Origin of the sequence: Duganella sp. Root336D2 (assembly GCF_001425005.1) — a bacterium.
In the GTDB taxonomy this organism is placed as follows: Bacteria; Pseudomonadota; Gammaproteobacteria; order Burkholderiales; family Burkholderiaceae_D; genus Rugamonas.
Map to the genome: position 1 here is coordinate 15,834 of NZ_LMDB01000007.1, position 23,131 is coordinate 38,964.

Sequence of the window (23,131 nt, forward strand, 5' to 3'; positions counted from 1 at the left end):
CTGCTATCATTGGGATTCTCCAGGGAGGGTATATGGCGCTACCACATGCATCATCCGGGCAAGTGATCCGGATCAGCCGCGAGACCGGGGAAAGCCTGTCGCAATTTTCTTCCATTGCGCTGGCCAAGACGGAGCAGCTCGAATTGATCCGCATGACCGTGCCCGCCGGCCGGGCCTTGCCGGAACACGCGGTGCGCGGCCAGATCACGCTGCAATGCCTGGAAGGGGAAGTGTCGTTCGACGCCCACGGCCGCAGCACCATCCTGCGTGCGGGCGAGCTGCTGTGCCTGGAAGGCGGCGCGCCCCATGCATTGCAGGCGAACGCCGACTCCCTGTTGCTGCTGACTATTTTGCTGCCGGGTTAAAGCTTTCGTAGCGCGGGTCGCGCGCCAGCAGGCCCTGCACCAGGTCGGCCGGCTGCAGGCCGTCGAACAGCACGCTGGCGACGGCATTCGTGATCGGCATGTCGACCCCGAGCCGGCGCGCCAGTTCGCGCACCGCTTTGGCGCAAGGCACGCCTTCGGCCACATGGCCCAGTTCGTTGACCACGGTGTCCAGCGATTTGCCTTGCGCCAGGCCCAGGCCGACGCGGCGGTTGCGCGACAGGTCGCCGGTGCAGGTCAGGATCAGGTCGCCCATCCCGGTCAGGCCCATGAAAGTCTCGACCTGCCCGCCCAGCGCGCTGCCAAGGCGGGTGATCTCGGCCAGGCCGCGCGTGATCAGCGCGGCGCGCGCGTTCAGGCCCAGGCCCATGCCGTCGGCCACGCCGGTGGCAATGGCCAGCACGTTCTTCACCGCGCCGCCCACTTCGACGCCGACCATGTCTTCGCTGGAATAGACGCGCATGGTGCCGCCGTGTACCGCGCCCACCACCAGTTCGCACAGGGCGGCGTTGCTGGAGGCGATGGTCAGTGCGCAAGGCAGGCCCTTGGCCACCTCCTGCGCGAACGAAGGGCCGGACAGGGCGCCAGAGGGCACGCCTTCACCCAGTACTTCGCGCGCGATCTGGTGCGGCAGCATACCGGTGTCATATTCGAAGCCCTTGCACAGCCAGACGATATTCGGGATCTGCCTGTCCTTCAGCGCATGCAGCAGCGGGCGCAGGCCGGCCACCGGGCAGGCGGCGATCAGCAAACCGTCCTGGCCCACATGGGCCACGGCAGCGTCAAAGTCGGAAGCCACCTGCAGCGCAGGCGGGAAAGGGTAGCCTTTCAGGTAATGCGTATTGTCGCGGGCGGCATCCATTTCAGCCATCGCGGCGGCATTGCGGCCCCACAGCACCACGTCGTGGCGCGCGGCGACCGCGATCGCAACGGCGGTGCCCCAGGCGCCGGCGCCCAGCACGCTGATCTTGCGTTTATGTCCTTGCGGCATCTTGCTTAGTTACCCCAGATGTCATTGCTGCGCACGTAGCCCACCAGGCCATCGCGGTGCTTTACCTTGGTCCAGCCATTGGCCGCAGGTTCCGTCAGCTCCAGCAGCACGCCCTTGTCGGCGACGAACACCACCGGCGAGCTTTCGTCGGCCGCGCCGCGCACCTTGGTATTGGCAGTACGCACGATGACGTTGCGCAGTTTGCTGCTCAAGCCCTTGGCTTCAGTCCAGGCCAGGTCGCCGGCCATATCGCGTACCTTGACCCATTCGCCGTAAGTCAGCACGATTTCCAGCGGGGCGCCGGAAGGGATGATGAAGCGCCTGGCAGCCATGGTCGACGGGGCGCCGTACAGCACGGCAGGATTGGCGCCTACCGACCGGTAGTCGATAGCCTGGGCGCTGGCGCAGGCCAGCAGCGTTGCGGCGATGGCGACAATGCGGCGTAAATTCATCGATTAAGACCTTAAAAATGCGCAAAGGCCCACTGGGGCCTTTGCATGCGGGGGAACCGTGGTTCCCCATGATATCGCAGAAGTATTACTGTACGGTTGCCGAGCCTTCGACCGGGGTCGCACCAGCGTCAGCAGCTTGCTGCTGGGCGATGGCTGCCAGGCGCTGCTGGTAGAACACTTCGAAGTTGATTTCGGCCAGGTGGATCGGCGGGAAACCGGCGCGGGTGATCATGTCGGCGATGTTGGAACGCAGGTATGGGTACACAATGTTCGGGCAGCCGATGCCCAGCAGCGGGTCCAGCTGTTCGGCTGGAATATTGCGGGCTTCGAAGATACCGGCTTGCTTGCCTTCAACCAGGAAAGCGACCTTGTCCTTGATCTTGGCCGTCACGGTCACGGTCACGGTGGACTCGAAGATGCCTTCGGACAGCGGCTCAGCGCCAACGTCCAGTGCCACTTCGATCGAAGGGGCTTCCTGTTCCAGGAAGATAGCTGGGGAATTAGGCTGTTCCAGCGACATGTCTTTCAGGTAGACGCGTTGGATTTGGAACACGGGTTGCAGGTTTTCTTCAGACATGGAACGCTTTCGTATCAGTTATATAGTTAATGCTTGTCCAGGCCACGGGGGTAAGCCCAAGTCAAACGCGACGGCAATTGTAGCAAAACTAGTTTATTTTCCAACCTTTCGCCCGCTTGTCCGTTGTATTTGGGGGCGTTTAAGCTTTTAACAAGGGGTCCAGGCCACCGGCCTGGTCGAGGGCATACAGGTCGTCAAATCCGCCAACGTGGGTGTCGCCGATATAGATCTGCGGCACGGTGCGGCGGCCGGTCTTTTCCATCATGAGCTGGCGCTGGGCCGGGTCGAGGTCGACGCGGATCTTGTTGATGGCGGTGACACCCTTGCTTTCCAGTAAACGCTCGGCGCGCACGCAATATGGGCACACCAGGGTGCTGTACATGGTCACGTTGGCAGTCATGGCAACTCCTTTACTTTGTCAGCGGCAGGTTTTGCGACTTCCAGGCATCGATTCCGCCTTCCATCACGACCACGTCGGAGAAACCGGACTTTTCCAGCATGCGGGCAGCGCTGAAGGCGCTGATCCCTTTATCGCACACCACCACCAGGGTCTTGTCCTTGAACTTCTTCAGTTCGTCCATGCGGTTGCCCAGTTCGGCCAGGGGAATATGCTTGGAATCGATGATACGGCTTTCCGCCTTGTCCTTGGCGCGCACATCGAGGATGCCGGCTTTGCCGCGGTTGATCAGCATGGTGACTTCGGCTGGCGAGGCTTTTTTGCCGCGCTGGGTCAGGACTGGGAACAGCAGGGCGCCGCCGGACACGAGGGCGATGGCGATCAGAAAAATATTGTCGATGATGAATTTCACGGTAATCCAATGGTTGAACTTAATCTGCGCATTATAAAATAGATGCTTGTTCGTGGCTTCGGCGGCGATTTTCACCCATTTCCAACTCTATTGTTATAGCTCTATGTATAAAATCGTATTCATGCGTCACGGCGAGTCCACCTGGAACCTGGAAAATCGCTTCACCGGCTGGACCGATGTGGACCTGACCGAAAAAGGCGTCAACGAAGCCAAATCTGCCGGTAAAATCCTGAAAGATGCCGGCTTCTCCTTCGACCTGTGCTACACCTCCGTGCTCAAGCGCGCCATCCGCACCCTGTGGCTGACCCTGGACGGTATGGATGAAATGTACGTGCCGATCAAGCATGATTGGCGCCTGAACGAGCGTCATTATGGTGCTTTGCAAGGCCTGGACAAGGGCGAAACCGCCGCCAAGTTCGGCGATGCGCAGGTGCTGGTATGGCGCCGCAGCTACGATATCCCGCCGCCGGCACTGGAAGCGGGCGACGAGCGCGCCTCCTTCAACGACCCGCGCTATGCCGGCCTGCCGCAAGATTCCATTCCGCTGACCGAATGCCTGAAAGACACCGTGGCGCGCGTGATGCCGGCCTGGAACGATGACATCGCCCCGGCCATCAAGGCTGGCAAGCAAATCCTGATTTCGGCCCACGGCAACAGCCTGCGCGCCCTGATCAAGATGCTGGACGGCATCAGCGACGAGGAAATCGTCGGCCTCAACATCCCCAACGGCCAGCCGCTGGTGTACGAACTCGATGCCGACCTGAAGCCGATCAAGCACTACTACCTGGGCGACCCGGCAGCCATTGCTGCCGCGCAGGCAGCCGTGGCCAACCAGGGCAAGGCCAAGTAATCCCCGTGGCGCTGCATCCGACTCGCCGCGGCCGCGCCCGGAATTGGCGCGGCGTGGCGCTGGCCCTGCTGCTGGCGCTGGGCGCCGTGCATGGCGCCGACGCTGCCCGGGCCGCTCCCAAACCGACCGAACGCAGCAAGCAAAAAGTTGCTGCCGAGACGGAGCGGGCGGCCTTGTCGCGCAAGCTGGCCAACCTGAAGGCGGAAATCGGCAAGACCGAGAGCGCCAAGGAAGACGCGGCCGATACGCTGGCCGAGTCGGAGGAAGCCATTTCCGACGCCAATCGCACCCTGCGCGATTTGGCGGCGGAGCAATCCCAGATCAATAGCAAGGTGGCCGAGCTGGCTGCCGAGCAGCTGCGCCTGTCCGCCACCGTGGCGGCCCAGAAACAGCAACTGGCCAAGCTGCTGCGCGAGCAGTACGTGGCCGGCAATGAAGACCGCATCAAGCTGCTGCTGTCGGGCGACAATCCCAACCGTATCAACCGCGAACTGCAACTGATGGCCTATGTGTCGCAGTCGCAGGCCAAGCTGCTCGATTCGCTGCGCGCGAACCTGAAAAAGGTCGAGGAAAACCAGGCCGAAGCGCAAAACGCCAAGCAGGAACTGGACGAAATCGCCGAGGAAGAGAAGCAGCAGAAAGCCAAGCTGGAACAGGAAAAAGGCCGCCGCGCCGCCGCCCTGGCCAGCCTGTCGAAGAAGCTGCTGGCGCAGCGCAAGGAAGCCGGCCGCATGGAGCAGGATGCCCAGCGCCTGGATACGCTGGTCGACAAACTGAACAAGCTGATCGAAGAACAGGCGCGCATCGCCGCCGCCGAAAAAGCGCGCCAGGAAAAGCTGGCCGCGGAACGGGCCGCCAAGGCCAGGGCGGAAGCGGAAGCGCGCGCCCTGGCCCGTGCCAAGGCGCAGGCCGAGCGCGAACGCCTGGCGCAGGAAGCGAAAAAAGCCGGCAAGCCGGTGCCGAAGCCGCTGCCGGCGGAAGACGAGCCGAAGGTCGCCACCAAGCCGGAACCTTCCGAGCAGCGCGACGAGAAATCGCCGCGCCCATCCGAAGTGGCGTTGGCGCCGGTCGTGCCGGACGGCGTGTTCGCCCGCATGAAAGGCGATTTGCCGGCGCCGGTCTCCGGCAAGGTGGACAAGCGCTTCGGCAGCAAGAATGCCGAGGGCGTGGCCTGGAAAGGCATGGTGGTGAAGGCCGCCGCCGGCGCCGAAGTGCGCGCCGTGGCGGCGGGCCGCGTAGTGTACGCAACATCGCTGCGCGGCTACGGCAATTTCATTATCATCGACCACGGCGGCCAGTACTGGAGCGGCTACGGCTACAACGAGTCTGTGCTGAAACGCGCGGGCGACGTGGTGAAAGCGGGCGAGGTGATCGCCACCGTCGGAAATACCGGCGGCTATGAAGAATCGGGTTTATACTTTGAAATGCGCCACCAGGGCAAGCCGATAGATCCGGCCGGGTGGGTCAAGTTCTAGCGCCAGAAAGCAATCAATGGGCAACAAAACGAAGAGTCTGGGCCTGGTCGGCCTTGGTATGGTGGCTGGCATAGCCGTCTCGATGCAGTTTTCCGCCCTTGCGCAAAAGGCCGCCACGCCATTGCCGCTGGAAGAACTGCGCACCCTGTCCGAAGTTTTCAGCCTGATCAAGTCCGACTACGTCGAACAGGTCGACGACAAGAAGCTGCTGCAGGACGCCATCGCCGGCATGGTCTCTTCGCTCGATCCGCATTCCACCTACCTCGATAAGAGCGCATTCAAGGAAATGCGCGAATCCATCCACGGCAAGTTTGTCGGCATCGGCATCGAAGTCGGGGTGGAAGACGGCTACATCAAGGTGGTGGCGCCGATCGAGGATTCGCCGGCCTGGCGCGCCGGCATCAAGGCGGGCGACCTGATCACCCGCCTCGACAGCCAGCCGCTGAAAGGCCTGTCGCTGGACGAGGCGATCAAGAAAATGCGCGGCGAGCCGCGCACCAAGGTGGTGCTGACGGTGTCGCGCAAGGATGAAGAAAAGCCGCTCCTGATTCCCATCGTGCGCGAGGAAATCCGCGTGCAGAGCGTGAAGGTGAAGATGGTGGAGCCGGACTACGCCTGGCTGCGCATCTCGCAATTCCAGGAGCCGACGGTGGAAGACATGGCGAAGAAGCTCGGCGCCCTGTATGCCAGGAACCCGAACATCAAAGGCCTGGTGCTGGACCTGCGCAACGACCCGGGCGGCGTGGTGCAGGGCGCGGTCGGCGTATCGGCCGCCTTCCTGCCCAAGGATGCGCTGGTGGTGTCCACCGACGGCCAGCTGGCCGATTCCAGGCAGGCTTTCCATGCCACCTCGGAAAACTATTCCAGCCGCAGCGGCGGCGACCCGCTGGCCAAGCTGCCGGCCGCGCTGAAGTCGGTGCCGATGGTGGTGCTGGTCAACGGCGGCTCCGCTTCGGCCTCCGAAATCGTGGCCGGCGCGCTGCAGGATTACAAGCGCGCCATCGTCATGGGCAGCCAGACTTTCGGCAAGGGCTCGGTGCAGACGCTGCGCCAGATCACCGCCGATTCGGCCGTCAAGCTGACCACCGCACGCTACTTCACGCCGAACGGCCGCGGCATCCAGGCCAAGGGCATCGTGCCGGACGTGCTGGTGGATGAAACCGCGGAGGGCGATGCCATCAACAGCCTGCGCCTGCGCGAAGCCGATTTGCAGAAGCACCTGGTCAACAGCGAGGGCGAGGAAGACAAGCAAGGGCGCATCCGCCGCGACGAACTGGAGGAAGAGCAGCGCCTGCTGGCTGCCGCGAAAAAGCAGAAGCCTTTCGAATTCGGCGGCAAGGACGACTTCCAGCTGGAACAGGCGCTGCGCCATTTCAAGGGTTTGCCGGTAAAGACAGCTTCCAAGCCTGAGCTGGCAGCGAAGTAGATGAACGACCAGCAGCTGCTGCGATATTCGCGCCATATCCTGCTCGACGAAATCGGCATCGAGGGGCAGCAGGCGATCTTGCAGGGCAGGGCGCTGGTGATCGGCGCCGGCGGCCTTGGCTCGCCGGCAGCGCTCTACCTGGCCTCGGCCGGCATCGGCCAGCTGACCATCGTCGACCATGACTGCGTCGACCTGACCAACCTGCAGCGCCAGATCGCCCACACCACCGCGCGTGTCGGCCAGCCCAAGGCTGAATCGGCGCGCACCACGCTGAACGCCATCAACCCCGAGTGCCACGTGAACGCCCTGGTCGAACGGGCCGACGATGCGCGCCTGGCAGCGCTGGTGGCGCAGCACGACGTGGTGCTGGACTGCAGCGACAACTTCAAGACCCGCCACGCGGTCAACCGCGCCTGCGTGGCGCACCGCGTGCCGCTGGTGTCCGGCGCCGTGATCCGCTTCGACGGCCAGGTCAGCGTGTTCGATACCAGGGTGGCCGGCCCTTGCTACTCCTGCCTGTTCCCGCAAGACCAGCCGTTCGAGGATGTGGCCTGCTCCACCATGGGCGTGTTCGCGCCGCTGGTGGGTGTGGTCGGCGCCATGCAGGCGGCCGAAGCGCTCAAGCTGGTGATGGGAATCGGCGAATCGCTGTCCGGCCGCCTGTTGCTGCTGGATGGATTGCGCATGGAGTGGAACAGCATCAGCATCACCCGCAACGAGGCCTGCCCTGTGTGCGGGACACCACATCAATAAACTGGAGATCCCACAAATGAAGCGAGTTTCCGCCGTCCTGGCGCTGGCGATTGCGAGTGCGTTCAGCGCACAGGCAGCCGTTACGCAAACCACCCGCTACGTCATCATTTCCGAGAACAACGGCAAGCAGATGGGCGAGCAGGTGGTGGAAAACCACGACGACGGCCTGACCAAGGTTCGCTACATCTACAAGGACAACGGCCGCGGCCCTGAACTGACCGAGGAATTCCGCCTGGCGCCCGACGGCACCATGTCCTACTACCACTCCCAGGGCAATTCGACCTTCGGCGCCGTGGTGGACGAGACCTTCGAGCGCAAGGGCGACAAGGCGCAGTGGAAATCCACCACCGAGCAGGGCGCGCAGGAAGTGCGCGGCCCGGCCGTGTACGTGGCGCTGAACGGCAGCTTCGAAGTGGACTCGCGCGCGATTGCCGCACTGGCCAGGACGCGGTCGGCCAGCATCCCGCTGCTGCCTTCCGGCACCCTGAAGCAAACCGTGCTCGATGAAGTGCAGGTTGCAGGTCCCAAGGGCCAGTCGCAGCAGGTGCAGCTGGTGGCGCAGACCGGCCTTGGGCTGAGCCCGAAATTCCTGTGGATCACCAAGGGCGCCAATCCTTCCCTGTTTGCCGTGGTGGAGCCGGGCACCTATGTGTTCGCCATCGAGGGCTGGCAGGACAACGGCAAGGTGCTGGCCGAGCGCCAGAAAGTCGCCGAAGCGAAAATGCTGAACGACCTGGCCGCCAAGCTGCAGCATCCGCTGCAAGGCCTGACCGTGGTCAAGAACGCCCGCATCTTCGACAGCGGCAAAGCCACCGTCGGCGCGCCGTCCGACGTGTACGTGCTGCGCGGGCGCATCTCGGCCATTTTGCCGGCCGGCTCGCCGGTACGCGGCGCCGTCAATGAGATCGATGCCGGCGGCCGCATCATGCTGCCGGGCCTGTTCGACATGCATGGCCACATCACCCGCTGGGAAGGTGCGCTGCACGTTGCCGCCGGCGTGACCACGCTGCGCGACATGGGCAATGACAACGCCCAGCTGCAGATGATGATCGACGAAACCGACGACGGCGAGCTGCTGGGGCCGCAGATCGTGCCGGCCGGCTTCCTGGAGGGCGAAAGCTCGTATTCCTCCAACGGCGGCTTCGTGGTGAAAACGCTGGAGCAGTCCAGGCGCGCCATCGACTGGTATGCCGAACATGGCTACCCGCAGCTCAAGATCTACAACTCCTTCCCGAAAGAGATCCTGAAGGACACCGTGGCCTACGCCCATGCGCGCGGCATGCGCGTCTCCGGCCACGTGCCGGCCGGCCTGCGCGCCCAGCAGGCGCTCGATGCCGGCTACGACGAGCTGCAGCACATCAACCAGGTGATGCTGAACTTCCTGTTCAAGCCGGGCGTGGAAACGCGCAGCCTGGAGCGCTTCTACCTGCCGGCCGAAAAAGTCGCCGGCCTGGACTTCAACTCGAAGGAAGTGAAAGACTTTGTCGCCACGCTCAAGAAAAAGCAGATCGTGATCGACCCGACCCTGGCTACCTTCGCCTTCCTGAAACAGAAGGACGGCGACGTCAACGAGCCGTGGGCGGCGGTGGAAGACAATATGCCGCCCGACGTGGCGCGCGGCTTCCACGTCGGCACCATGAAGATCCCGGATGCGGCGACCCAGGCGCGCTACGAAAAGTCCTTCGCCAAGATGGTGCAGTTCGTCGGCATCCTGCATAAAGCCGGCGTGCCGATCGTGGCCGGCACCGACGACCTGGCAGGCTTCACCCTGCATTCCGAGCTGGCGCTGCTGGTGAAAGCCGGCCTGAGCCCGGCCGAAGCGATCCAGGTTGCCACCCGCAACGGCGCCCGCTACACCCGCACCAGCGCCGACCGCGGCAGCATCGAGACCGGCAAGCTGGCCGACCTGGTGCTGGTCGATGGCGACCCGACCAGGGATATCGAAGACTTGCGCAAGGTAGCTGCCGTCATCACGCGCGGCCAGGTGGTCTATCCTAAGGAGGTGGACGAGGCGCTGGGCATCAAGCCATTCGTCGCCCAGGTACCGGTGGTGAGGCCGCTGCCAGCCGTGCCGTCGAATATCGCCGGCTCGAACGACGGACTGTTGCGCCGCGCAGGCGCAATTGGCCGCAAGCACGATTGAATCACTTATACTGCCAGTTTAATTTTTAGTGAATCTTATGCAAATACCAAGCAAACGCCGCTCCGGCGGCTTCACGCTGATCGAAATCATGGTGGTGGTCGTGATCATGGGCGTGCTGGCGGCACTGGTGCTGCCTAAGGTGCTGGACCGCGTGGGGCAGTCCAAGACTGCCGCCGCCAAGGTCGAAATCTCCACCATCATGCAGGCGCTGAAGATGTACAAACTGGATAACCAGCGCTACCCGACCACGGAACAGGGCCTGCAAGCCCTGATAGCCAAGCCGACCGCCGGCCCTGCCGCCAACGGCTGGAAGGCGCCGTACCTGGAAAAAATGCCGAAGGACCCATGGGGCAACCAATACCAGTTCCTGTACCCGGGCGTAAAGGGTGAAGTCGATGTGTTCTCGTATGGCGCCGACGGCCAGCCAGGCGGCAGCGGCGACGATGCAGATATCGGTTCCTGGGAAATCTAAGCGCGCGGCAGCGCAATGTGCCGGGCGTTTTGCCGGGTTCACGCTGATCGAGCTGCTGGTGGTGCTGGTCATCATCGGCATCACGCTCGGCCTGACCGTGATGAATGTCGCGCCGTCCCAGGCGCAAGCCATGCAGAAGGAAGCGCAGCGCATCGCGCTCCTGATGCAATTGGCGCGCGATGAAGCCATCGTGCGCAACCGGCCGATCGCTTTCGAGGCGGGGCCGGACAGTTACCGTTTCCTGGTGCGTAATGACAAGACCTGGGAAACGCTGCCGCAGGACGACCTGCTGCGCGAACGTTCTTTCCAGTTCAGCCCTATCACGCTGTTGCTTGACCCGCCGACCAATGTGCCGGGCACCATGCGCATCGTGTTCGGCCGCGAACCGGTCGACCGGCCTTTCACGCTGACCATGAGCAGCGGCGATCTGCGCGCCAATATCCACGCCGACGGTGTCGGCCATTTCACGGTGGACTGACGAATGCGGCAACGAGGCTTTACCCTGCTGGAAGTGCTGGTGGCGCTGCTGATTGTCTGCACCGCGCTGGGCGCCGCCCTGCGCGCCATGGGCAGCCTGACGCAGAACAGCGACGGGCTGCGCACCAATATGATGGCCATCTGGTCGGCCGAGAACCGCATGGTGCAGGTACGCCTGGCCAAGGTCTGGCCGGCGCCGGGCAAGACCACGTTCGAATGCCCGCAAGCCGATTTCAAGTTCATTTGTGAAGAAGTCGTGTACTCCCTGCCGAACCCGCGCATGCGCCGCATCGAAGTGAGCGTCTACGAAGCCAGCGCGCCGGAACGGCGCATCACGTCGCTGAACCAACTGGTGCTGCAAGAATGAAGAACAGGCGCGGCTTTACCCTGATCGAACTGCTGGTGGCGATCACCGTGCTGGCCATTGTCGCCGTGCTGGGCTGGCGCGGGCTGGACGGCATCGTGCGCTCGCGCGAGCAGCTCACGCAGAACATGGAGCAGACGCGCGGCACCCAGCTCACGTTCGCCCAGATGCAAAGCGACCTGGAACAGTTTGCCGACAAGCCCCTGCTGCGCGAACGCCAGAACATGCTGGCCGAGAACAACCGCCTGGTCTTCGTGCGTACCGTGCTGGTGGAAAATGCGCCTTCGCAGCTGCAGGTGGTCAGCTACACCATCCGCGACGGCGTGCTCTCGCGCAGCGAGTCGCGGGGCGCGCGCGACCTGCAGCAGCTGGACGCGCTGTGGAAAGCCGCCCTGGAGCAATCCAGCACCCAGGCGACGGTTGGCTTGCAGGCCAGCGTGAGCAGTATGGAGTTCAGGCTGTGGGAAGGCGGCGGCTGGCGCCAGCCGAACAATGCCGCGACGGCGCCTGCCGATGGCATGAAATGCGCCGATCCCGACCCCGGCAAATGCAAGGATTTTGCGGCCAAAGCCGCTGCGGCCAACAAGGCCGAAGGCCCGACCGGGCTGGAAATCTCGCTGCAGATCCAGGGCCAGCCGGCGCCCCTGGTCAAGGTTTTCCTGTTGGGGGCCGTATGAAACGACGTTTCCGTGCGCGCCAACGCGGTGTCGCTGTTGTTACCGCGCTACTGCTGACCACACTGGCGGTCACCATTGTGGCCAACCTGTTCTGGCAGCAGCAGGTGCAGGTGCGCTCGATTGAAAACCAGCGCCTGCATTCCCAGGCGCGCTGGCTGCTGCGCTCGGTCCTTGATTTCGCAAGGCTTGTGCTGCGCCAGGACATGCTGAACAGCCGCAGCATGACGGTTGCCGACGGTCTTTGGGCGACGCCGGTGGCGCCCACCCGGCTTGACGACCTTATCAAGCGCGAACGGATTGAAGGCGAAAGTTTCGATGCCAGCTTTTCCGGACAGAATTACGACGCACAATCGCGCTACAATCTTGCGAATCTGGCCAGCACGACCGGCTCCGGCGGCATCAACAAGAAACAGGTGGCGGTGTTTGCGCGCCTGCTGCAAATCCTGCAGCTTGACCCGGCGCTGGCCAAGGTGGTCGCGACCCAGGTGGCGCGCAGCGAGGGCGCAGGCCTGCTGCAGCAGCCTCCCGGGACCCCGCCAGCGCCGGACGTCGAGACGGTAGCAGCGGGCAGCGGGCAGCCGATGAAGATGCTGCGGGCGGAAGATTTGTTGTCGGTGTCCGGCTTTGACCAGAAGGCCATCGACAAGCTGCGCGACCTGGTCATCGTCTTGCCGGCGGCGACGCCGATCAATGTCAACACGGCACCGGCGGAATTGCTGGCGGCCTTGATCAACGGTTCGGTGTCGGAAGGGCAGAACCTGGTGATAGCGCGCAAGCGCACCCCGTTCCTCAACGTCGGGACCTTCAAGGATAATGCGCGCAAGCCGCTGCTGCTGCAGGACAGCGATATAGACTGCCGCAGCGATTATTTCCTGGTGATGAGCCGGATAAAGCTGGATCGGGCGGAACTGGTGTCATGGTCGCTGATCCACCGCGACCAGAACGGCACCCAGGTGGTGTGGATACGGGAAATTTAAGGAATAGGGAAGGCCAGCTTTGACAACACTCTACATTCGGTATCCAGCCCGCGCTGCCGCCGCCGACAACGGCGTGCCGGCGAGCTGCCAGTTCGCGCTGGTGGGCGATGGCGGCAATGTGATGCAGCAGGGCGCCGGTGCGCTGGGCAACCTGGGCGAACTGGTGTCGGGCGCGCGCCGCGTGGTGCTGCTGCTGGCAGCCGCCGATGTTTCGCTGCTGAAAGTCAAAATGCCGCCGCTGTCGGGCGCCCGGCTGAAGGCCGCCCTGCCCAACCTGGTGGAAGAACAGGTGCTGGGCGACCCGGCCGACTGCGTGCTGGCCCTGGCGCCTGCCAGCGGCGACAGCGACGAGCGCGTGGTGGCGGTGGCCAACCGCGCCTGGCTGGAAGTGCTGGTCAAGGCGCTGGTGGCGCAAGGCGCGCACGGCGTATCGGCATTGCCGGTGCAATTGAGCCTGCCGCTGGCGCCGGGCAGCGTCTCCGCCGCCCTGGGCGTGGACGAGGCCGGCCTGGAACTGACCCTGCGCAGCGCGCCGAATGAAGGCCTGGGCCTGACCCTGCCCAATGCCGCCGAACCCGCGCTGCACACCCTGCGCGCACTGGCCGGCGAAGCCCCGCTCACGCTGTACGTGGCGCCGGCCCAGCGCGCCGAGTATGCCGCGGCGGCAGCCAATGTGCCGGGCATTACGATTGAAGAAGACAACTGGGTGCACCGTATCGCTGCTGCGAAAGCGGTGACGTTCGACCTGGCCGCCGGCCTGGGCGCCGTCAGCGGCGCCACCGCCCGCGCCTGGGCGCGCTGGAAGTGGCCGTACCGCATTGCCATCGCGGCGGTGCTGGTCAATATCGTCGGCATGAACTGGGAATGGATGCGCCTCAAGCGCGAAGCCGATGCCGTGAAACAGAACATGGTGCAGGTATTCCGCGCGGCCTACCCCAACCAGCCCGTCACTGGCGACCCGGTAGCGCAAATGCGCCGTAATATCGCCCTGGCGCGCGCCAGCAACGGCGCTGGTACTGCCGATGAATTCACCAATATGAGCGCCGTGCTGGGCGAAGCACTGGCCGTGCTGCCTAACCGCGAAGCGGTGGCAGGCATCGAATACAAGGAACGCAGCATGACGGTCAGGTTCAAGCCGAACAGCGTCGACGCCAACGCGCTGGCGCAAGTGCAGGCCGCGCTGGCGCAGCGCAAGATGAGCGCCACCGAAAGCGGCCCTGGCGTGTGGCTGGTGAAGGCGGGGGGCAAATAATGGCAAAACTGCATGACGCCATCAACGGCTACCGTGCTGCTGCCGCCGCCTGGTGGGGCGCGCGCACCGAGCAGGAGCAGCGCATGCTGGCCATCGGCGGCACCGTGGTCGGCCTCGGCCTGGTGTGGGGCGTGCTGGTCGACCCGGCGCTGTCCGGCCGTGCCAGGCTGCAGAAGGAGCTGCCGCAACTGAACCAGCAGGTGGCCGAACTGCAAGCGCTGGCCGGCGAGGCGAGCCAGCTGGCGGCCCAGCCGCCGGTGCAGCCGCAGCCCCTGAGCAAGGACGGTGTGGCGGCGCGGCTGCAAGCGGCCGGCCTGGCTACGCAAAACCTGGCGGTCACGGGCGATTACATTAAAGTGGAATTCAAGGGTGTGCCGTTTGCCGGCCTGGTGACCTGGCTCGATGCGATGCGCCGCGAGCAGCGCGTGGCAGTGCAGGAAGGCAGCGTGACGCAGCAAGGCCCGGCTGGCCAGGTGGACGCCAACCTGACCCTGCGCCAGGAGTCGTCCGCACAATGAAGCGCACAGTATTGTGGTTGCTGGCGATTGTGCTCAGCGCAGGCCTGACGGTGCTGGTTTTCCTGCCTGCCAGCTGGATGGGGCAAGTCGTGGAAAGCCAGAGCGGCGGCCGTTTGACCCTGGGCGATGCGCAGGGTACGCTGTGGCGCGGTTCCGCCTTCATCGGTGGCGCCGCCAGCAAGGATGGCGCGGTCACGCCGCTGTTGCCGGGACGATTCAGCTGGCGCCTGTCGCCGCTGGTCCTGTTCGGCAGCGTCGACCTGGAATTGCAGAACCCGGACGCCCTGACGCAGCCGGTGTCGCTGCGCGGCGGCTGGAACAGCTGGGACGTCAGCCCGGCGGCCCTGATGCTGCCGGCCGACGGCCTGGCGGGACTGGGTGCGCCGCTGAACACGCTGGCGCCAAGCGGCAGCATGAAGCTGTCCTGGACTTCGCTGCACCTGGCGCGGGAAGGGCAGGCGGTGGCGCTGAATGGCCGCACCACGCTGGAAATGCAGGACATGTCGTCACGCCTGACGCCGGTGAAGCCGCTGGGCAGCTACCAGCTGGCCTTCGACTGGAAAGGGCAGCAAGCCGCGCTGGCGCTGAATTCGCAGCGCGGCCCGCTGTTGTTGAGCGGTGCGGGAAAGTTCGAGCGTGGCCGATTGGAGTTTTCCGGCCAGGCGGAAGCGGCAACAGGATTTGAAGACCAGCTTGGCGGCCTGCTGAGCATGCTGGGCCAGCGTAAGCCAAATAGCGTTAAAAACGTCATTGCACTAGAGTTCCGATAATGAAAACACACACTGCAAGCCCAACCCCCTTCCCGGCACTGCGCCGACTGAGCGCTGCCGCGCTGCTGTGCTGTGCGCTGGCGCCTGCCGCCGCCCCGGTGCCGGCCTGGGCCCAGCCCAATGACGAAGCCGCGCTGAATTTTGTCGGCGCCGACATCGAATCGGTGATCAAGGCCGTCGGCCATTACACCAACATCACCTTCCTGATCGACCCGCGCGTCAAAGGCACGCTGACCCTGGTCTCGGAGAAATCCATCACCAAGTCGCAAGCCTTCCAGCTGCTGGCCTCCGCGCTGCGCCTGCAAGGCTACGCCATCGTCAGCGGCGACGGCTACGCCAAGGTGGTGCCGGAAGCGGAAGCCAAGCTGCAGGCCTCGCCGACCGTCATCGGCGGCCAGAAAAGCCCGCAGGGCGACCAGATCGTGACCCAGGTGTTCCACCTGAACCACGAAAACTCGGCCAACCTGGTGACCGTGCTGCGTCCCCTGATCACGCCGAACAACACCATCAACGCCAACCCGGGCAACAACACCCTGGTCATTACCGACTACTCGGACAACCTGAAGCGCCTGGCCAAGATCGTCGCCTCGCTCGACGCGCCGTCGTCGGCCGACCTGGACGTGGTGCCGGTGCGCTACGCCATCGCCAGCGACCTGGCCGCCATGATCAACAAGCTGATGGAACCGGGCGCCGGCGGCGATGCCGGCCGCGTCACCCTGGTGCCGGACCCGCGCACCAATTCGCTGGTGGTGCGCGCCCCGTCTGCGGCGCGCGCCAACCTGGCCAAGTCCCTGATCGCAAAGCTGGACCAGCCGACCGCGCAGGCGGGCAATGTGCACGTGGTCTACCTGAAGAATGCGGAAGCCACCAAGCTGGCGGAAACCCTGCGCTCGGTGGTGTCGGGCGACGGCGGCAGCAGCAGCAGCAGCCAGTCGGGCAGCGCCAGCCTGTCTTCGCAAACCGGCGGCACCGGCAACAACCCGGGCGGCCAGTACGGCATGGGCCAGTCCTCGCAAGCGGGCACCGGCCAGAACGGCCCGAGCAACCCGGCGCTGCAAAGCGGCAGCCGCAGCGGCGCGCAGTCGTCGGGCGCCGGCGGTGCGGCCGGCTATATCCAGGCCGATGCCACCACCAATACCCTGATCATCACCGCGCCGGAAGCCGTGTACCGCAACCTGCGCTCCGTGATCGACCAGCTGGACGTGCGCCGCGCGCAGGTCTACATCGAATCGATGATCGTCGAAGTCAACGCCGACAAGCTGTCCGAATTCGGCGTGCAGTGGGCGGGCCTGAGCGGCAACTCCAACAGCAGCTACCGCATCGGCGGCGGCACTTCCTTCGCGACCGACTCCGGCAACAACCTGATCAGCCTGAACAACCTGGCCAATGGCGGCACCGGCACCGCGGTGCCGACGCCGCCTGGCGCCGGCCTGACGCTGGGCGTGTTCAAACAGCTCGCCAACGGCAAGCTGGGACTGGGCGCGATTGCCCACGCGCTGGGCTCGGACGGCGACAGCAATATCCTGTCCACGCCGAACATGATCACGCTGGACAATGAAGTGGCCACCATCAAGGTCGGCCAGAACGTGCCGATCGTGACCGGCTCCTACAACACCTCGGCCGGCACCACCGGCAACCCGTTCACCACGGTGGACCGCAAGGACGTCGGCATTACCCTGAAGGTGCGGCCGCAGATTTCGGAAGGCGGCACCATCAAGCTGGCGATCTATAACGAGAGCTCGAGCATCGACACCAGCGTGACATCGAACAGTGGCCTGATCCTGAAGAACCGCGTGATCGAGACCAATATCCTGGCCGACGACGGCCAGGTGCTGATCCTCGGCGGCCTGATCCAGGACGACACCAGCGATGGCGTGGAAAAAGTGCCGGGCCTGGGCGATATCCCGATCATCGGCAACCTGTTCAAATACCAGAAGCGCAGCCGCAAGAAAACCAACCTGATGGTGTTCCTGCGCCCGGTGGTGGTGCGCAACCGCGAACAGCAGATGAGCCTGACCGCCGACCGCTACGACTTCATCCGCGCTTCGCAGGAAGCGTCCAAGCCTGCGTCGAGCATGGTGATGCAGGACCTGGGCCGTCCAGTCCTGCCGGAGCTGGTGAACGGTGAACCGAGCGGCGGCGGCCAGATGGTGCGTCCGGTGCCACCGGCGCCGCGCAGCACGCCTGAACAGAAGCAACAGCAATGAGCAACCTGCTGCCCTACGCCTTTGCGCGCGACTTCCTGGTGCTGGCCCAGCCCAGCGCCGAAGCCGAGCACGCGGTCGACGTGATGATGTCGGCCGCCACCCCGGCTTCCGCGATTGCGGAAGTGTCGCGCCGCTTCGGCCGCATCAACCTCAAGCACCTGTCGCGCGCCGACCTGGAAGCGGCGATTGCCACCGCCTACGCCAGTGCCAGCGGCGACGCTTCCCAGGTTGCGGAAGAATTCGACGCCGACCTGGACCTGACCAAGCTGCTGCAGGACGTGCCGGCCATTGAAGACCTGCTGGAATCGTCCGACGATGCGCCGGTGATCCGCATGATCAATGCACTGCTGACGCAAGCCCTGCGCGACGGCGCATCGGACATCCACATCGAACCGTTCGAGCAGACCTCGGTGGTGCGTTTCCGCGTCGACGGCGCGCTGCGCGACATCGTGCGCCCGCGCAAGGCGATCCACGGCTCGCTGATTTCGCGCATCAAGATCATGGCGCAGCTGGATATTGCAGAAAAGCGCCTGCCGCAGGACGGCCGCATCACGCTGCGCGTGGGCGGCAAGCCGGTCGACGTGCGCGTCTCCACGCTGCCGACCGGCCACGGCGAACGCGCCGTGCTGCGCCTGCTGGACAAGGAGGCGGGCCGGCTCGACCTGTCCCACCTCGGCATGAGCGAGAAAATGACGGGGCAGTTCAACAGCCTGATCAACCAGCCGCACGGCATCGTGCTGGTCACCGGGCCGACCGGCTCCGGCAAGACCACCACGCTGTACGCCGCGCTGTCGATGCTGAACAACACTTCCACCAACATCATGACGGTGGAAGACCCGGTCGAATACGACCTGCACGGCGTCGGCCAGACCCAGGTCAATGCGCGTATCGACATGACTTTCGCCAAGGCCCTGCGCGCCATCCTGCGCCAGGACCCGGACGTGATCATGATCGGCGAGATCCGCGACCTGGAAACGGCGCAGATCGCGGTGCAGGCCTCGCTGACCGGCCACCTGGTGCTGGCGACGCTGCACACCAACGATGCCGCCGCCGCCGTGACCCGTTTGCTGGACATGGGCATCGAACCGTTCCTGCTGTCGTCTTCCCTGCTCGGCGTGCTGGCCCAGCGCCTGGTGCGCAAGCTGTGCCCCAGCTGCAAGAGCTTCGACGGCGCGCAATGGAAGGCCGTCGGCTGCGAACATTGCGGCAACACCGGCTACCAGGGCCGCGTCGGCATCTACGAGCTGCTGCAGACCGACGAGCATATCCGCGCCCAGATCCACGACCGCACTTCGGAAGCGGAAATCCGCGCCACCGCGCAGCAGCAGGGCGGCATGATCACCATGCGCGAAGACGGCGAACGCTGGCTGCAGCAGGGCGTCACCACGCCGGCCGAATTGCTGCGCGTGACGAAGGACTAAGCGATGCCGGCCTTCCGTTATGAAGCCGTCGACGCGGCAGGCGCCAGCAAGAAGGGCGTAGTCAATGCCGACAGCGCCCGCTCCGCGCGCGCCGACCTGCGTTCGCAAGGCCTGGTGCCGATCAAGGTCGACGCCATTGCAGCGCAAGTCGATGCCAGCGGCGCCACCTCGCGCCGCGGTTTCGGCGAAAAGCTCAGCACCACCGAACTGGCGCTGTTCACGCGCCAGCTGGCCAGCCTGCTGGAAGCGGGCCTGCCGCTGGAGCAGGCCTTCACTGCCTTGCTGGAACAGGCCGAGCGCCCGTATGTGCGCGACCTGGTGGCCTCCATCCGCTCGGAAGTGATGGGCGGCTCTTCGCTGTCGGACGTGCTGTCGCGCCATCCGCGCGATTTCCAGGAAATCTACCGCGCGCTGGTGGCTTCCGGCGAACAGATCGGCCAGCTGTCGCGCGTGCTGTCGCGCCTTGCCGATTACATCGAACGGCGCAATGCGCTGGTGCAGAAGGTCAAGCTGGCCTTTACCTACCCGGCCATCGTGACCGTGGTGGCTTTCCTGATCGTGATCTTCCTGCTTACCTACGTGGTGCCGCAGATCGTGTCGGTGTTCGCCAACACCAAGCAAAAGCTGCCGCTGCTGACGGTGATCATGCTGGCGATCTCGGACTTCGTGCGCAGCTACGGCTTCGTGGTGCTGGGCCTGATGGTTGCGGGCGGCTTCGTGGTGCGGCGCATGCTGCAGAACCCGGAGATCAAGCGCCGCTGGCACACCTGGCTGCTGACCGCGCCGCTGTACGGCAAGTTCGAACGCAGCCTGAACACTTCGCGCTTCGCCAGCACGCTGGCGATCACCACCGGCTCCGGCGTGCCTATCCTGCGCGCGCTGGAAACCAGCCGCGACACGCTGTCCAACGTGGCCATGCGCGACCTGGTTGAACAGGCCAGCGACTCGGTGCGCGAAGGCGCCAGCCTGGCCCGTTCGCTGTCGGCGCAAAAACACTTCCCGCCGATGCTGATCCACATGATCCGCGCCGGCGAAATCACCGGCGAATTGCCCGCCATGCTGGATCGCGCCGCGAGCGCGCAGGAATCCGACCTGGAGCGCCGCACGCTGACCATCGCCGGCCTGCTGGAACCGATGCTGATCCTGGCCATGGGCGTGGTGGTGCTGCTGATCGTGCTGGCCGTGCTGATGCCGATCATCGAAATCAATCAGCTCGTGCGCTGAACCTGGAGAATTGAATTGAAACGTTTGCCTTTGATCTGCAGTGTGGCCGCCGTCGCAGTGCTGTCTGCCTCGCTGGCCTACTGGGGCATGCAGCTATTCAAGCCGAAGCAGCGCCCGATCGCCGCGGCGCCCGTGGCGCAGGTGCCGGAAGCGAATATGGACGCGGCGCGCGGACTGTTTGGCGGGAATACTGCGGTGGCTGTCGCCAGCAATTACCAGTTGCGCGGCGTGGTGGCCGATACCCGCGGTCGTGGCAGCGTGGCGATCATTTCGGCTGACGGACAGCCGGCCAAGGCTTTCCCGGTGGGTTCCGAGCTGTCGCCGGGCGTCAGCGTGAAGGAGGTGCAGCCGCGCCATGTGATCCTGATGGAAGGCGGGGTGCAGAAGCGCCTTGACCTGATGAGCGACCAGGGCGTGAGTTCGACTGGCGGCATCGTCCCGCCGATAGGCATGGGCGGGCCGCAGGAACCGCCGGTCGTTCCACTGCCGCAGCCGCCTGCGCCGATGGCGCCGCCGCCGGTGCAGATGGCGCCGGCGCAACCGCCGACCAGCTCGGCGCATCCCAGTGGCGGGGCGCCGCAGGCGCGATGAAGCGCTTAGTATTTCTCCTCGCACTATGCACGGGCTTCGCCTGCGCCGCCGAAAACCGGCCTGCGGCGGCTGCGCCAGCGGGTCAGAACCCTGGGCCTGACCCGGCTTCACCGGTTTCAAAGCGCCCCAAAGTCGCCCTGGTCCTCTCCGGCGGCGGCGCCAGGGGCTTCGCCCACGTCGGCGTCCTGCGCGCCCTGCAGCAGATGCACATCCCGGTCGACATCGTCGTCGGCACCTCGATGGGCAGCGTCATCGGCGGTGCCTGGGCCGCCGGCGCCTCGCTGAAAGACCTGGAAACCATGGCCGCCACCACCGACTGGGACAGCGTGGTAGCCGACCGCCCCGCGCGCGACGAGCTGCATTTCCGCCGCCGCGACGAAGACATCCAGATCCCCTCGCGCATCGAATTCGGCATCACCCGCCACGGCGTGCTGGGCCCGCCCGGCGCCGCCAGCAACGCCGCGCTGGAAATGGCCTTGCAACGCCTGCTGCCGCGCGGTACGCGCGACCTGCCCGTCAGCCAGCTGCCTTTGCCCTTCCGCTCGGTGGCTTCCGACCTGCTGAGCGGCGAGCTGGTGGTGCTCGACAACACACCGCTGTTCCAGACCATCCGCGCCTCGCTGGCCGTGCCGGGCGTCTTCGCTCCCGTGCGCATCAAGGACCACCTGGTGGTCGACGGCGGCCTGGTTCGCAACCTGCCGGTCGACATGGCGCGCGCCATGGGCGCGGAGATTGTCATCGCGGTCAACGTCGGCACCACGCTGGCGCCGGAAAAGGAGTTGGGCAGCGCGCTGGGCGTTGCCAACCAGATGCTGCAGATCCTGACCGAGCAGAATGTACAGCGCTCGCTCAGCGAATTGCGCAAGGATGACATCCTGATCGCGCCCCGGCTGGAGGGCATCACCTTCCTCGACTTCTCCACCTGGGACAAAGCCATGGCCGCCGGGGAAGCAGCCGCGCGCGAACTGGCGCCGCGCCTGGCCGCGCTGGCCTTGCCGGAACGCGACTACATCAGCCTGGAAAGCCTGCGCCTGGCCACTCCGGTCGATTCCGACCGGCCAGTGAAACTGGCAAAAGTGCAGGTCCAGGGCGCGCGCGAAGTGAATCCCGAAGTGCTGGAAAAGCAGTCCGGCCTGGAGCCGGGCAAGCCGACCACGCGTGAACAGGTGCGGCAAGCCGCGGTGGCGCTGTACGGCCGCGGCGACATGGCCCGCGTGGAGACCGATATCGACGACGTGGACGGCGAACGTACCGTCACCATCCGCACTACCGAAGCGGAATGGGCGCGCAGCCGCATGCGCGTCGGCCTCGAGCTGGCGAGCGACTTCCGCGACTCGAACAATTTCGCCATCAAGGTGATGCACGTGCTGTCCGCGCTGAACAGCTGGGGCGGCGAACTGCGCACCGAGGGGCGGCTGGGCAATGAGCGCGGCATCGGCGTCCAGTGGTGGCAGCCGCTGGGGCCGGGCTCGCAGTGGTTTCTCATGCCGGCGGCCCAGGTGGGCAGGATAGGCGGCGACATCTTCGAAAAGGAGCGCCGCATGGCGCGCGTCTCCTACAGCGCCCGTACGGCGTCGACGGCGTTGGGGCGGCAGTTCGGCAACTGGGGCGAGTTATCGGTCGGCGTGCAGCGCCAGGCCTATTCGGTGCGGCAGCTGATCCCGCAGGATGCGGGGCTGCCGGTGAACCGGGTCTACAACACCAAGACCTTCGCCCGCTTCCGCGTCGATACGCTGGACTCGCTGGCCTTCCCGACGCGCGGCACCTTGATCACCATCGGCCGCGAGCAGACCCCGGGCAGCGGCAAGAGCGTCGGCACGGCAGGCACCAACTGGGGCGCCGCGGCGCTGCAGGCATTTCGCATCGATGACTGGGCCGGACACGTTTCGGTGGAGTGGGCCAAGGCGCAGGCCGGCGCTTCGCCGGTCACGCTGGGCGGCTTCCTGCGCTTGTCGGGAACGCCGGCGGATTCGATCCAGGAGCCGACCATTTTGCTGGGGCGCGTCGTGCTGGCGCGCCGCGTCGCTGCGCTGCCGAGCGCGTTCGGCGGCAATATGCGGGCCGGATTCTCGCTGGAGACGGGCGGCGGTTTTGACCGGGGCACGTCGGCCAGCGGGCGCGCCCTGAAGCAGGCCGGCAGCGCCTTCCTGTCGGTGGAAACGCGTTTCGGCCCGCTGTTCCTGGGCGCCGGCGCCACGCGCGACGGCGAGCAGACGCTTTACCTGTTCCTCGGCCCGATCTGGTGATTTCAGCGTAATTCAGAACTTTTCAGGTCTTTTTCAGGACTTCAGCGGCACTAGCCGGTACAAAGTGGGCTCCAAC

24 protein-coding genes are annotated in these 23,131 nt (G+C 65.1%); 19 read left to right on the forward strand and 5 right to left on the reverse strand.

From position 1 onward, the window contains the following. Window positions 1-32 precede the first annotated feature (32 nt). Window positions 33-365: a cupin domain-containing protein gene (locus tag ASD07_RS08555; RefSeq protein WP_055928059.1), complete on the forward strand. Its 333-nt coding sequence runs from the start codon at window positions 33-35 to the stop codon at window positions 363-365. Here ASD07_RS08555 and ASD07_RS08560 read toward each other — a convergent pair. The 5 genes from ASD07_RS08560 to ASD07_RS08580 form a co-directional block, all read right to left on the reverse strand. Next, on the reverse strand, window positions 346-1,374 hold the full coding sequence (locus ASD07_RS08560; protein WP_055928063.1) for an NAD(P)H-dependent glycerol-3-phosphate dehydrogenase: 1,029 nt from the start codon (window positions 1,372-1,374) through the stop codon (window positions 346-348). The genes ASD07_RS08555 and ASD07_RS08560 overlap by 20 nt on opposite strands. A gap of 5 nt (window positions 1,375-1,379) precedes the next feature. After that, on the reverse strand, window positions 1,380-1,826 hold the full coding sequence (locus ASD07_RS08565; RefSeq protein ID WP_055928066.1) for an SH3 domain-containing protein: 447 nt from the start codon (window positions 1,824-1,826) through the stop codon (window positions 1,380-1,382). 85 nt (window positions 1,827-1,911) lie between these two features. Further along, complete coding sequence (gene secB / locus ASD07_RS08570; protein ID WP_055928071.1) at window positions 1,912-2,403, reverse strand: protein-export chaperone SecB; 492 nt, start codon at window positions 2,401-2,403, stop codon at window positions 1,912-1,914. Between the two features lie 139 nt (window positions 2,404-2,542). Beyond that, the gene (gene grxC / locus ASD07_RS08575) at window positions 2,543-2,803 is read right to left on the reverse strand and encodes a glutaredoxin 3 (protein WP_028103160.1); all 261 of its coding nucleotides are present in this window, start codon (window positions 2,801-2,803) and stop codon (window positions 2,543-2,545) included. 10 nt (window positions 2,804-2,813) lie between these two features. Next, the gene (locus ASD07_RS08580) at window positions 2,814-3,212 is read right to left on the reverse strand and encodes a rhodanese-like domain-containing protein (RefSeq protein WP_055928261.1); all 399 of its coding nucleotides are present in this window, start codon (window positions 3,210-3,212) and stop codon (window positions 2,814-2,816) included. A 103-nt stretch (window positions 3,213-3,315) separates the two neighbouring features. On the opposite strand from ASD07_RS08580, the gene gpmA reads away from it, so the two are divergent. From gpmA to ASD07_RS08670, 18 genes are read left to right on the forward strand one after another with little or no spacing between them, the layout of a single operon-like run. Next, window positions 3,316-4,062 (forward strand): 2,3-diphosphoglycerate-dependent phosphoglycerate mutase, encoded by a 747-nt coding sequence (gene gpmA, locus ASD07_RS08585; RefSeq protein ID WP_055928075.1) that lies wholly within the window; start codon window positions 3,316-3,318, stop codon window positions 4,060-4,062. An 11-nt stretch (window positions 4,063-4,073) separates the two neighbouring features. Continuing rightward, window positions 4,074-5,537, forward strand: coding sequence for a murein hydrolase activator EnvC (locus tag ASD07_RS08590; RefSeq protein WP_373922076.1), 1,464 nt, complete (start codon window positions 4,074-4,076; stop codon window positions 5,535-5,537). 16 nt (window positions 5,538-5,553) lie between these two features. Beyond that, window positions 5,554-6,963, forward strand: a complete 1,410-nt coding sequence (locus ASD07_RS08595; RefSeq protein WP_055928079.1) for a S41 family peptidase — start codon at window positions 5,554-5,556, stop codon at window positions 6,961-6,963. Continuing rightward, window positions 6,964-7,716: a molybdopterin-synthase adenylyltransferase MoeB gene (locus ASD07_RS08600; RefSeq protein WP_055928082.1), complete on the forward strand. Its 753-nt coding sequence runs from the start codon at window positions 6,964-6,966 to the stop codon at window positions 7,714-7,716. Window positions 7,717-7,732: 16 nt separating this feature from the next. Beyond that, the gene (locus ASD07_RS08605) at window positions 7,733-9,859 is read left to right on the forward strand and encodes an amidohydrolase family protein (protein WP_055928086.1); all 2,127 of its coding nucleotides are present in this window, start codon (window positions 7,733-7,735) and stop codon (window positions 9,857-9,859) included. Window positions 9,860-9,896: 37 nt separating this feature from the next. Beyond that, complete coding sequence (gene gspG, locus ASD07_RS08610) at window positions 9,897-10,331, forward strand: type II secretion system major pseudopilin GspG (protein ID WP_055928089.1); 435 nt, start codon at window positions 9,897-9,899, stop codon at window positions 10,329-10,331. Beyond that, entirely contained in the window at window positions 10,303-10,809 is a 507-nt protein-coding gene (locus ASD07_RS08615) for a GspH/FimT family pseudopilin (protein WP_055928099.1), read from the forward strand. The genes gspG and ASD07_RS08615 overlap by 29 nt, the downstream gene beginning before the upstream one ends. Before the next feature lie 3 nt (window positions 10,810-10,812). Further along, complete coding sequence (gspI, locus tag ASD07_RS08620) at window positions 10,813-11,175, forward strand: type II secretion system minor pseudopilin GspI (protein WP_055928102.1); 363 nt, start codon at window positions 10,813-10,815, stop codon at window positions 11,173-11,175. Then, window positions 11,172-11,849 carry a type II secretion system protein J gene (locus tag ASD07_RS08625; RefSeq protein WP_055928105.1) on the forward strand — a complete coding sequence of 226 codons (678 nt, stop codon included), beginning with the start codon at window positions 11,172-11,174 and terminating at the stop codon, window positions 11,847-11,849. Before gspI ends, ASD07_RS08625 begins: the two co-directional genes overlap by 4 nt. Then, window positions 11,846-12,826, forward strand: a complete 981-nt coding sequence (gene gspK, locus ASD07_RS08630; protein WP_055928108.1) for a type II secretion system minor pseudopilin GspK — start codon at window positions 11,846-11,848, stop codon at window positions 12,824-12,826. The genes ASD07_RS08625 and gspK overlap by 4 nt, the downstream gene beginning before the upstream one ends. A gap of 19 nt (window positions 12,827-12,845) precedes the next feature. Continuing rightward, window positions 12,846-14,078, forward strand: coding sequence for a type II secretion system protein GspL (gspL, locus tag ASD07_RS08635; protein WP_055928111.1), 1,233 nt, complete (start codon window positions 12,846-12,848; stop codon window positions 14,076-14,078). Continuing rightward, window positions 14,078-14,596 (forward strand): type II secretion system protein GspM, encoded by a 519-nt coding sequence (gene gspM, locus ASD07_RS08640; RefSeq protein WP_055928115.1) that lies wholly within the window; start codon window positions 14,078-14,080, stop codon window positions 14,594-14,596. Before gspL ends, gspM begins: the two co-directional genes overlap by 1 nt. After that, window positions 14,593-15,366 carry a type II secretion system protein N gene (gene gspN, locus ASD07_RS08645; protein WP_055928118.1) on the forward strand — a complete coding sequence of 258 codons (774 nt, stop codon included), beginning with the start codon at window positions 14,593-14,595 and terminating at the stop codon, window positions 15,364-15,366. Before gspM ends, gspN begins: the two co-directional genes overlap by 4 nt. Then, entirely contained in the window at window positions 15,366-17,573 is a 2,208-nt protein-coding gene (gspD, locus tag ASD07_RS08650; RefSeq protein WP_055928121.1) for a type II secretion system secretin GspD, read from the forward strand. Before gspN ends, gspD begins: the two co-directional genes overlap by 1 nt. Beyond that, complete coding sequence (gene gspE, locus ASD07_RS08655) at window positions 17,570-18,994, forward strand: type II secretion system ATPase GspE (RefSeq protein ID WP_055928124.1); 1,425 nt, start codon at window positions 17,570-17,572, stop codon at window positions 18,992-18,994. The genes gspD and gspE overlap by 4 nt, the downstream gene beginning before the upstream one ends. Window positions 18,995-18,997: 3 nt before the next feature. Next, on the forward strand, window positions 18,998-20,218 hold the full coding sequence (gene gspF, locus ASD07_RS08660; RefSeq protein ID WP_055928126.1) for a type II secretion system inner membrane protein GspF: 1,221 nt from the start codon (window positions 18,998-19,000) through the stop codon (window positions 20,216-20,218). 15 nt (window positions 20,219-20,233) lie between these two features. After that, window positions 20,234-20,809: a type II secretion system protein N gene (locus ASD07_RS08665; protein ID WP_055928129.1), complete on the forward strand. Its 576-nt coding sequence runs from the start codon at window positions 20,234-20,236 to the stop codon at window positions 20,807-20,809. After that, window positions 20,806-23,055 carry a patatin-like phospholipase family protein gene (locus ASD07_RS08670; RefSeq protein ID WP_055928132.1) on the forward strand — a complete coding sequence of 750 codons (2,250 nt, stop codon included), beginning with the start codon at window positions 20,806-20,808 and terminating at the stop codon, window positions 23,053-23,055. Before ASD07_RS08665 ends, ASD07_RS08670 begins: the two co-directional genes overlap by 4 nt. Window positions 23,056-23,131: the final 76 nt, after the last annotated feature.

Excerpts from the sequence above, each read along its gene's own strand:
- ASD07_RS08555 (WP_055928059.1), top strand. The coding sequence starts at position 33 with ATGGCGCTACCACATGCATCATCCGGGCAAGTGATCCGGATCAGCCGC.
- ASD07_RS08560 (WP_055928063.1), bottom strand. The coding sequence starts at position 1,374 with ATGCCGCAAGGACATAAACGCAAGATCAGCGTGCTGGGCGCCGGCGCC.
- ASD07_RS08565 (WP_055928066.1), bottom strand. The coding sequence starts at position 1,826 with ATGAATTTACGCCGCATTGTCGCCATCGCCGCAACGCTGCTGGCCTGC.
- secB (WP_055928071.1), bottom strand. The coding sequence starts at position 2,403 with ATGTCTGAAGAAAACCTGCAACCCGTGTTCCAAATCCAACGCGTCTAC.
- grxC (WP_028103160.1), bottom strand. The coding sequence starts at position 2,803 with ATGACTGCCAACGTGACCATGTACAGCACCCTGGTGTGCCCATATTGC.
- gpmA (WP_055928075.1), top strand. The coding sequence starts at position 3,316 with ATGTATAAAATCGTATTCATGCGTCACGGCGAGTCCACCTGGAACCTG.
- ASD07_RS08595 (WP_055928079.1), top strand. The coding sequence starts at position 5,554 with ATGGGCAACAAAACGAAGAGTCTGGGCCTGGTCGGCCTTGGTATGGTG.
- ASD07_RS08600 (WP_055928082.1), top strand. The coding sequence starts at position 6,964 with ATGAACGACCAGCAGCTGCTGCGATATTCGCGCCATATCCTGCTCGAC.
- ASD07_RS08605 (WP_055928086.1), top strand. The coding sequence starts at position 7,733 with ATGAAGCGAGTTTCCGCCGTCCTGGCGCTGGCGATTGCGAGTGCGTTC.
- gspG (WP_055928089.1), top strand. The coding sequence starts at position 9,897 with ATGCAAATACCAAGCAAACGCCGCTCCGGCGGCTTCACGCTGATCGAA.
- ASD07_RS08615 (WP_055928099.1), top strand. The coding sequence starts at position 10,303 with ATGCAGATATCGGTTCCTGGGAAATCTAAGCGCGCGGCAGCGCAATGT.
- gspI (WP_055928102.1), top strand. The coding sequence starts at position 10,813 with ATGCGGCAACGAGGCTTTACCCTGCTGGAAGTGCTGGTGGCGCTGCTG.
- ASD07_RS08625 (WP_055928105.1), top strand. The coding sequence starts at position 11,172 with ATGAAGAACAGGCGCGGCTTTACCCTGATCGAACTGCTGGTGGCGATC.
- gspK (WP_055928108.1), top strand. The coding sequence starts at position 11,846 with ATGAAACGACGTTTCCGTGCGCGCCAACGCGGTGTCGCTGTTGTTACC.
- gspM (WP_055928115.1), top strand. The coding sequence starts at position 14,078 with ATGGCAAAACTGCATGACGCCATCAACGGCTACCGTGCTGCTGCCGCC.
- gspN (WP_055928118.1), top strand. The coding sequence starts at position 14,593 with ATGAAGCGCACAGTATTGTGGTTGCTGGCGATTGTGCTCAGCGCAGGC.
- gspD (WP_055928121.1), top strand. The coding sequence starts at position 15,366 with ATGAAAACACACACTGCAAGCCCAACCCCCTTCCCGGCACTGCGCCGA.
- gspE (WP_055928124.1), top strand. The coding sequence starts at position 17,570 with ATGAGCAACCTGCTGCCCTACGCCTTTGCGCGCGACTTCCTGGTGCTG.
- gspF (WP_055928126.1), top strand. The coding sequence starts at position 18,998 with ATGCCGGCCTTCCGTTATGAAGCCGTCGACGCGGCAGGCGCCAGCAAG.
- ASD07_RS08670 (WP_055928132.1), top strand. The coding sequence starts at position 20,806 with ATGAAGCGCTTAGTATTTCTCCTCGCACTATGCACGGGCTTCGCCTGC.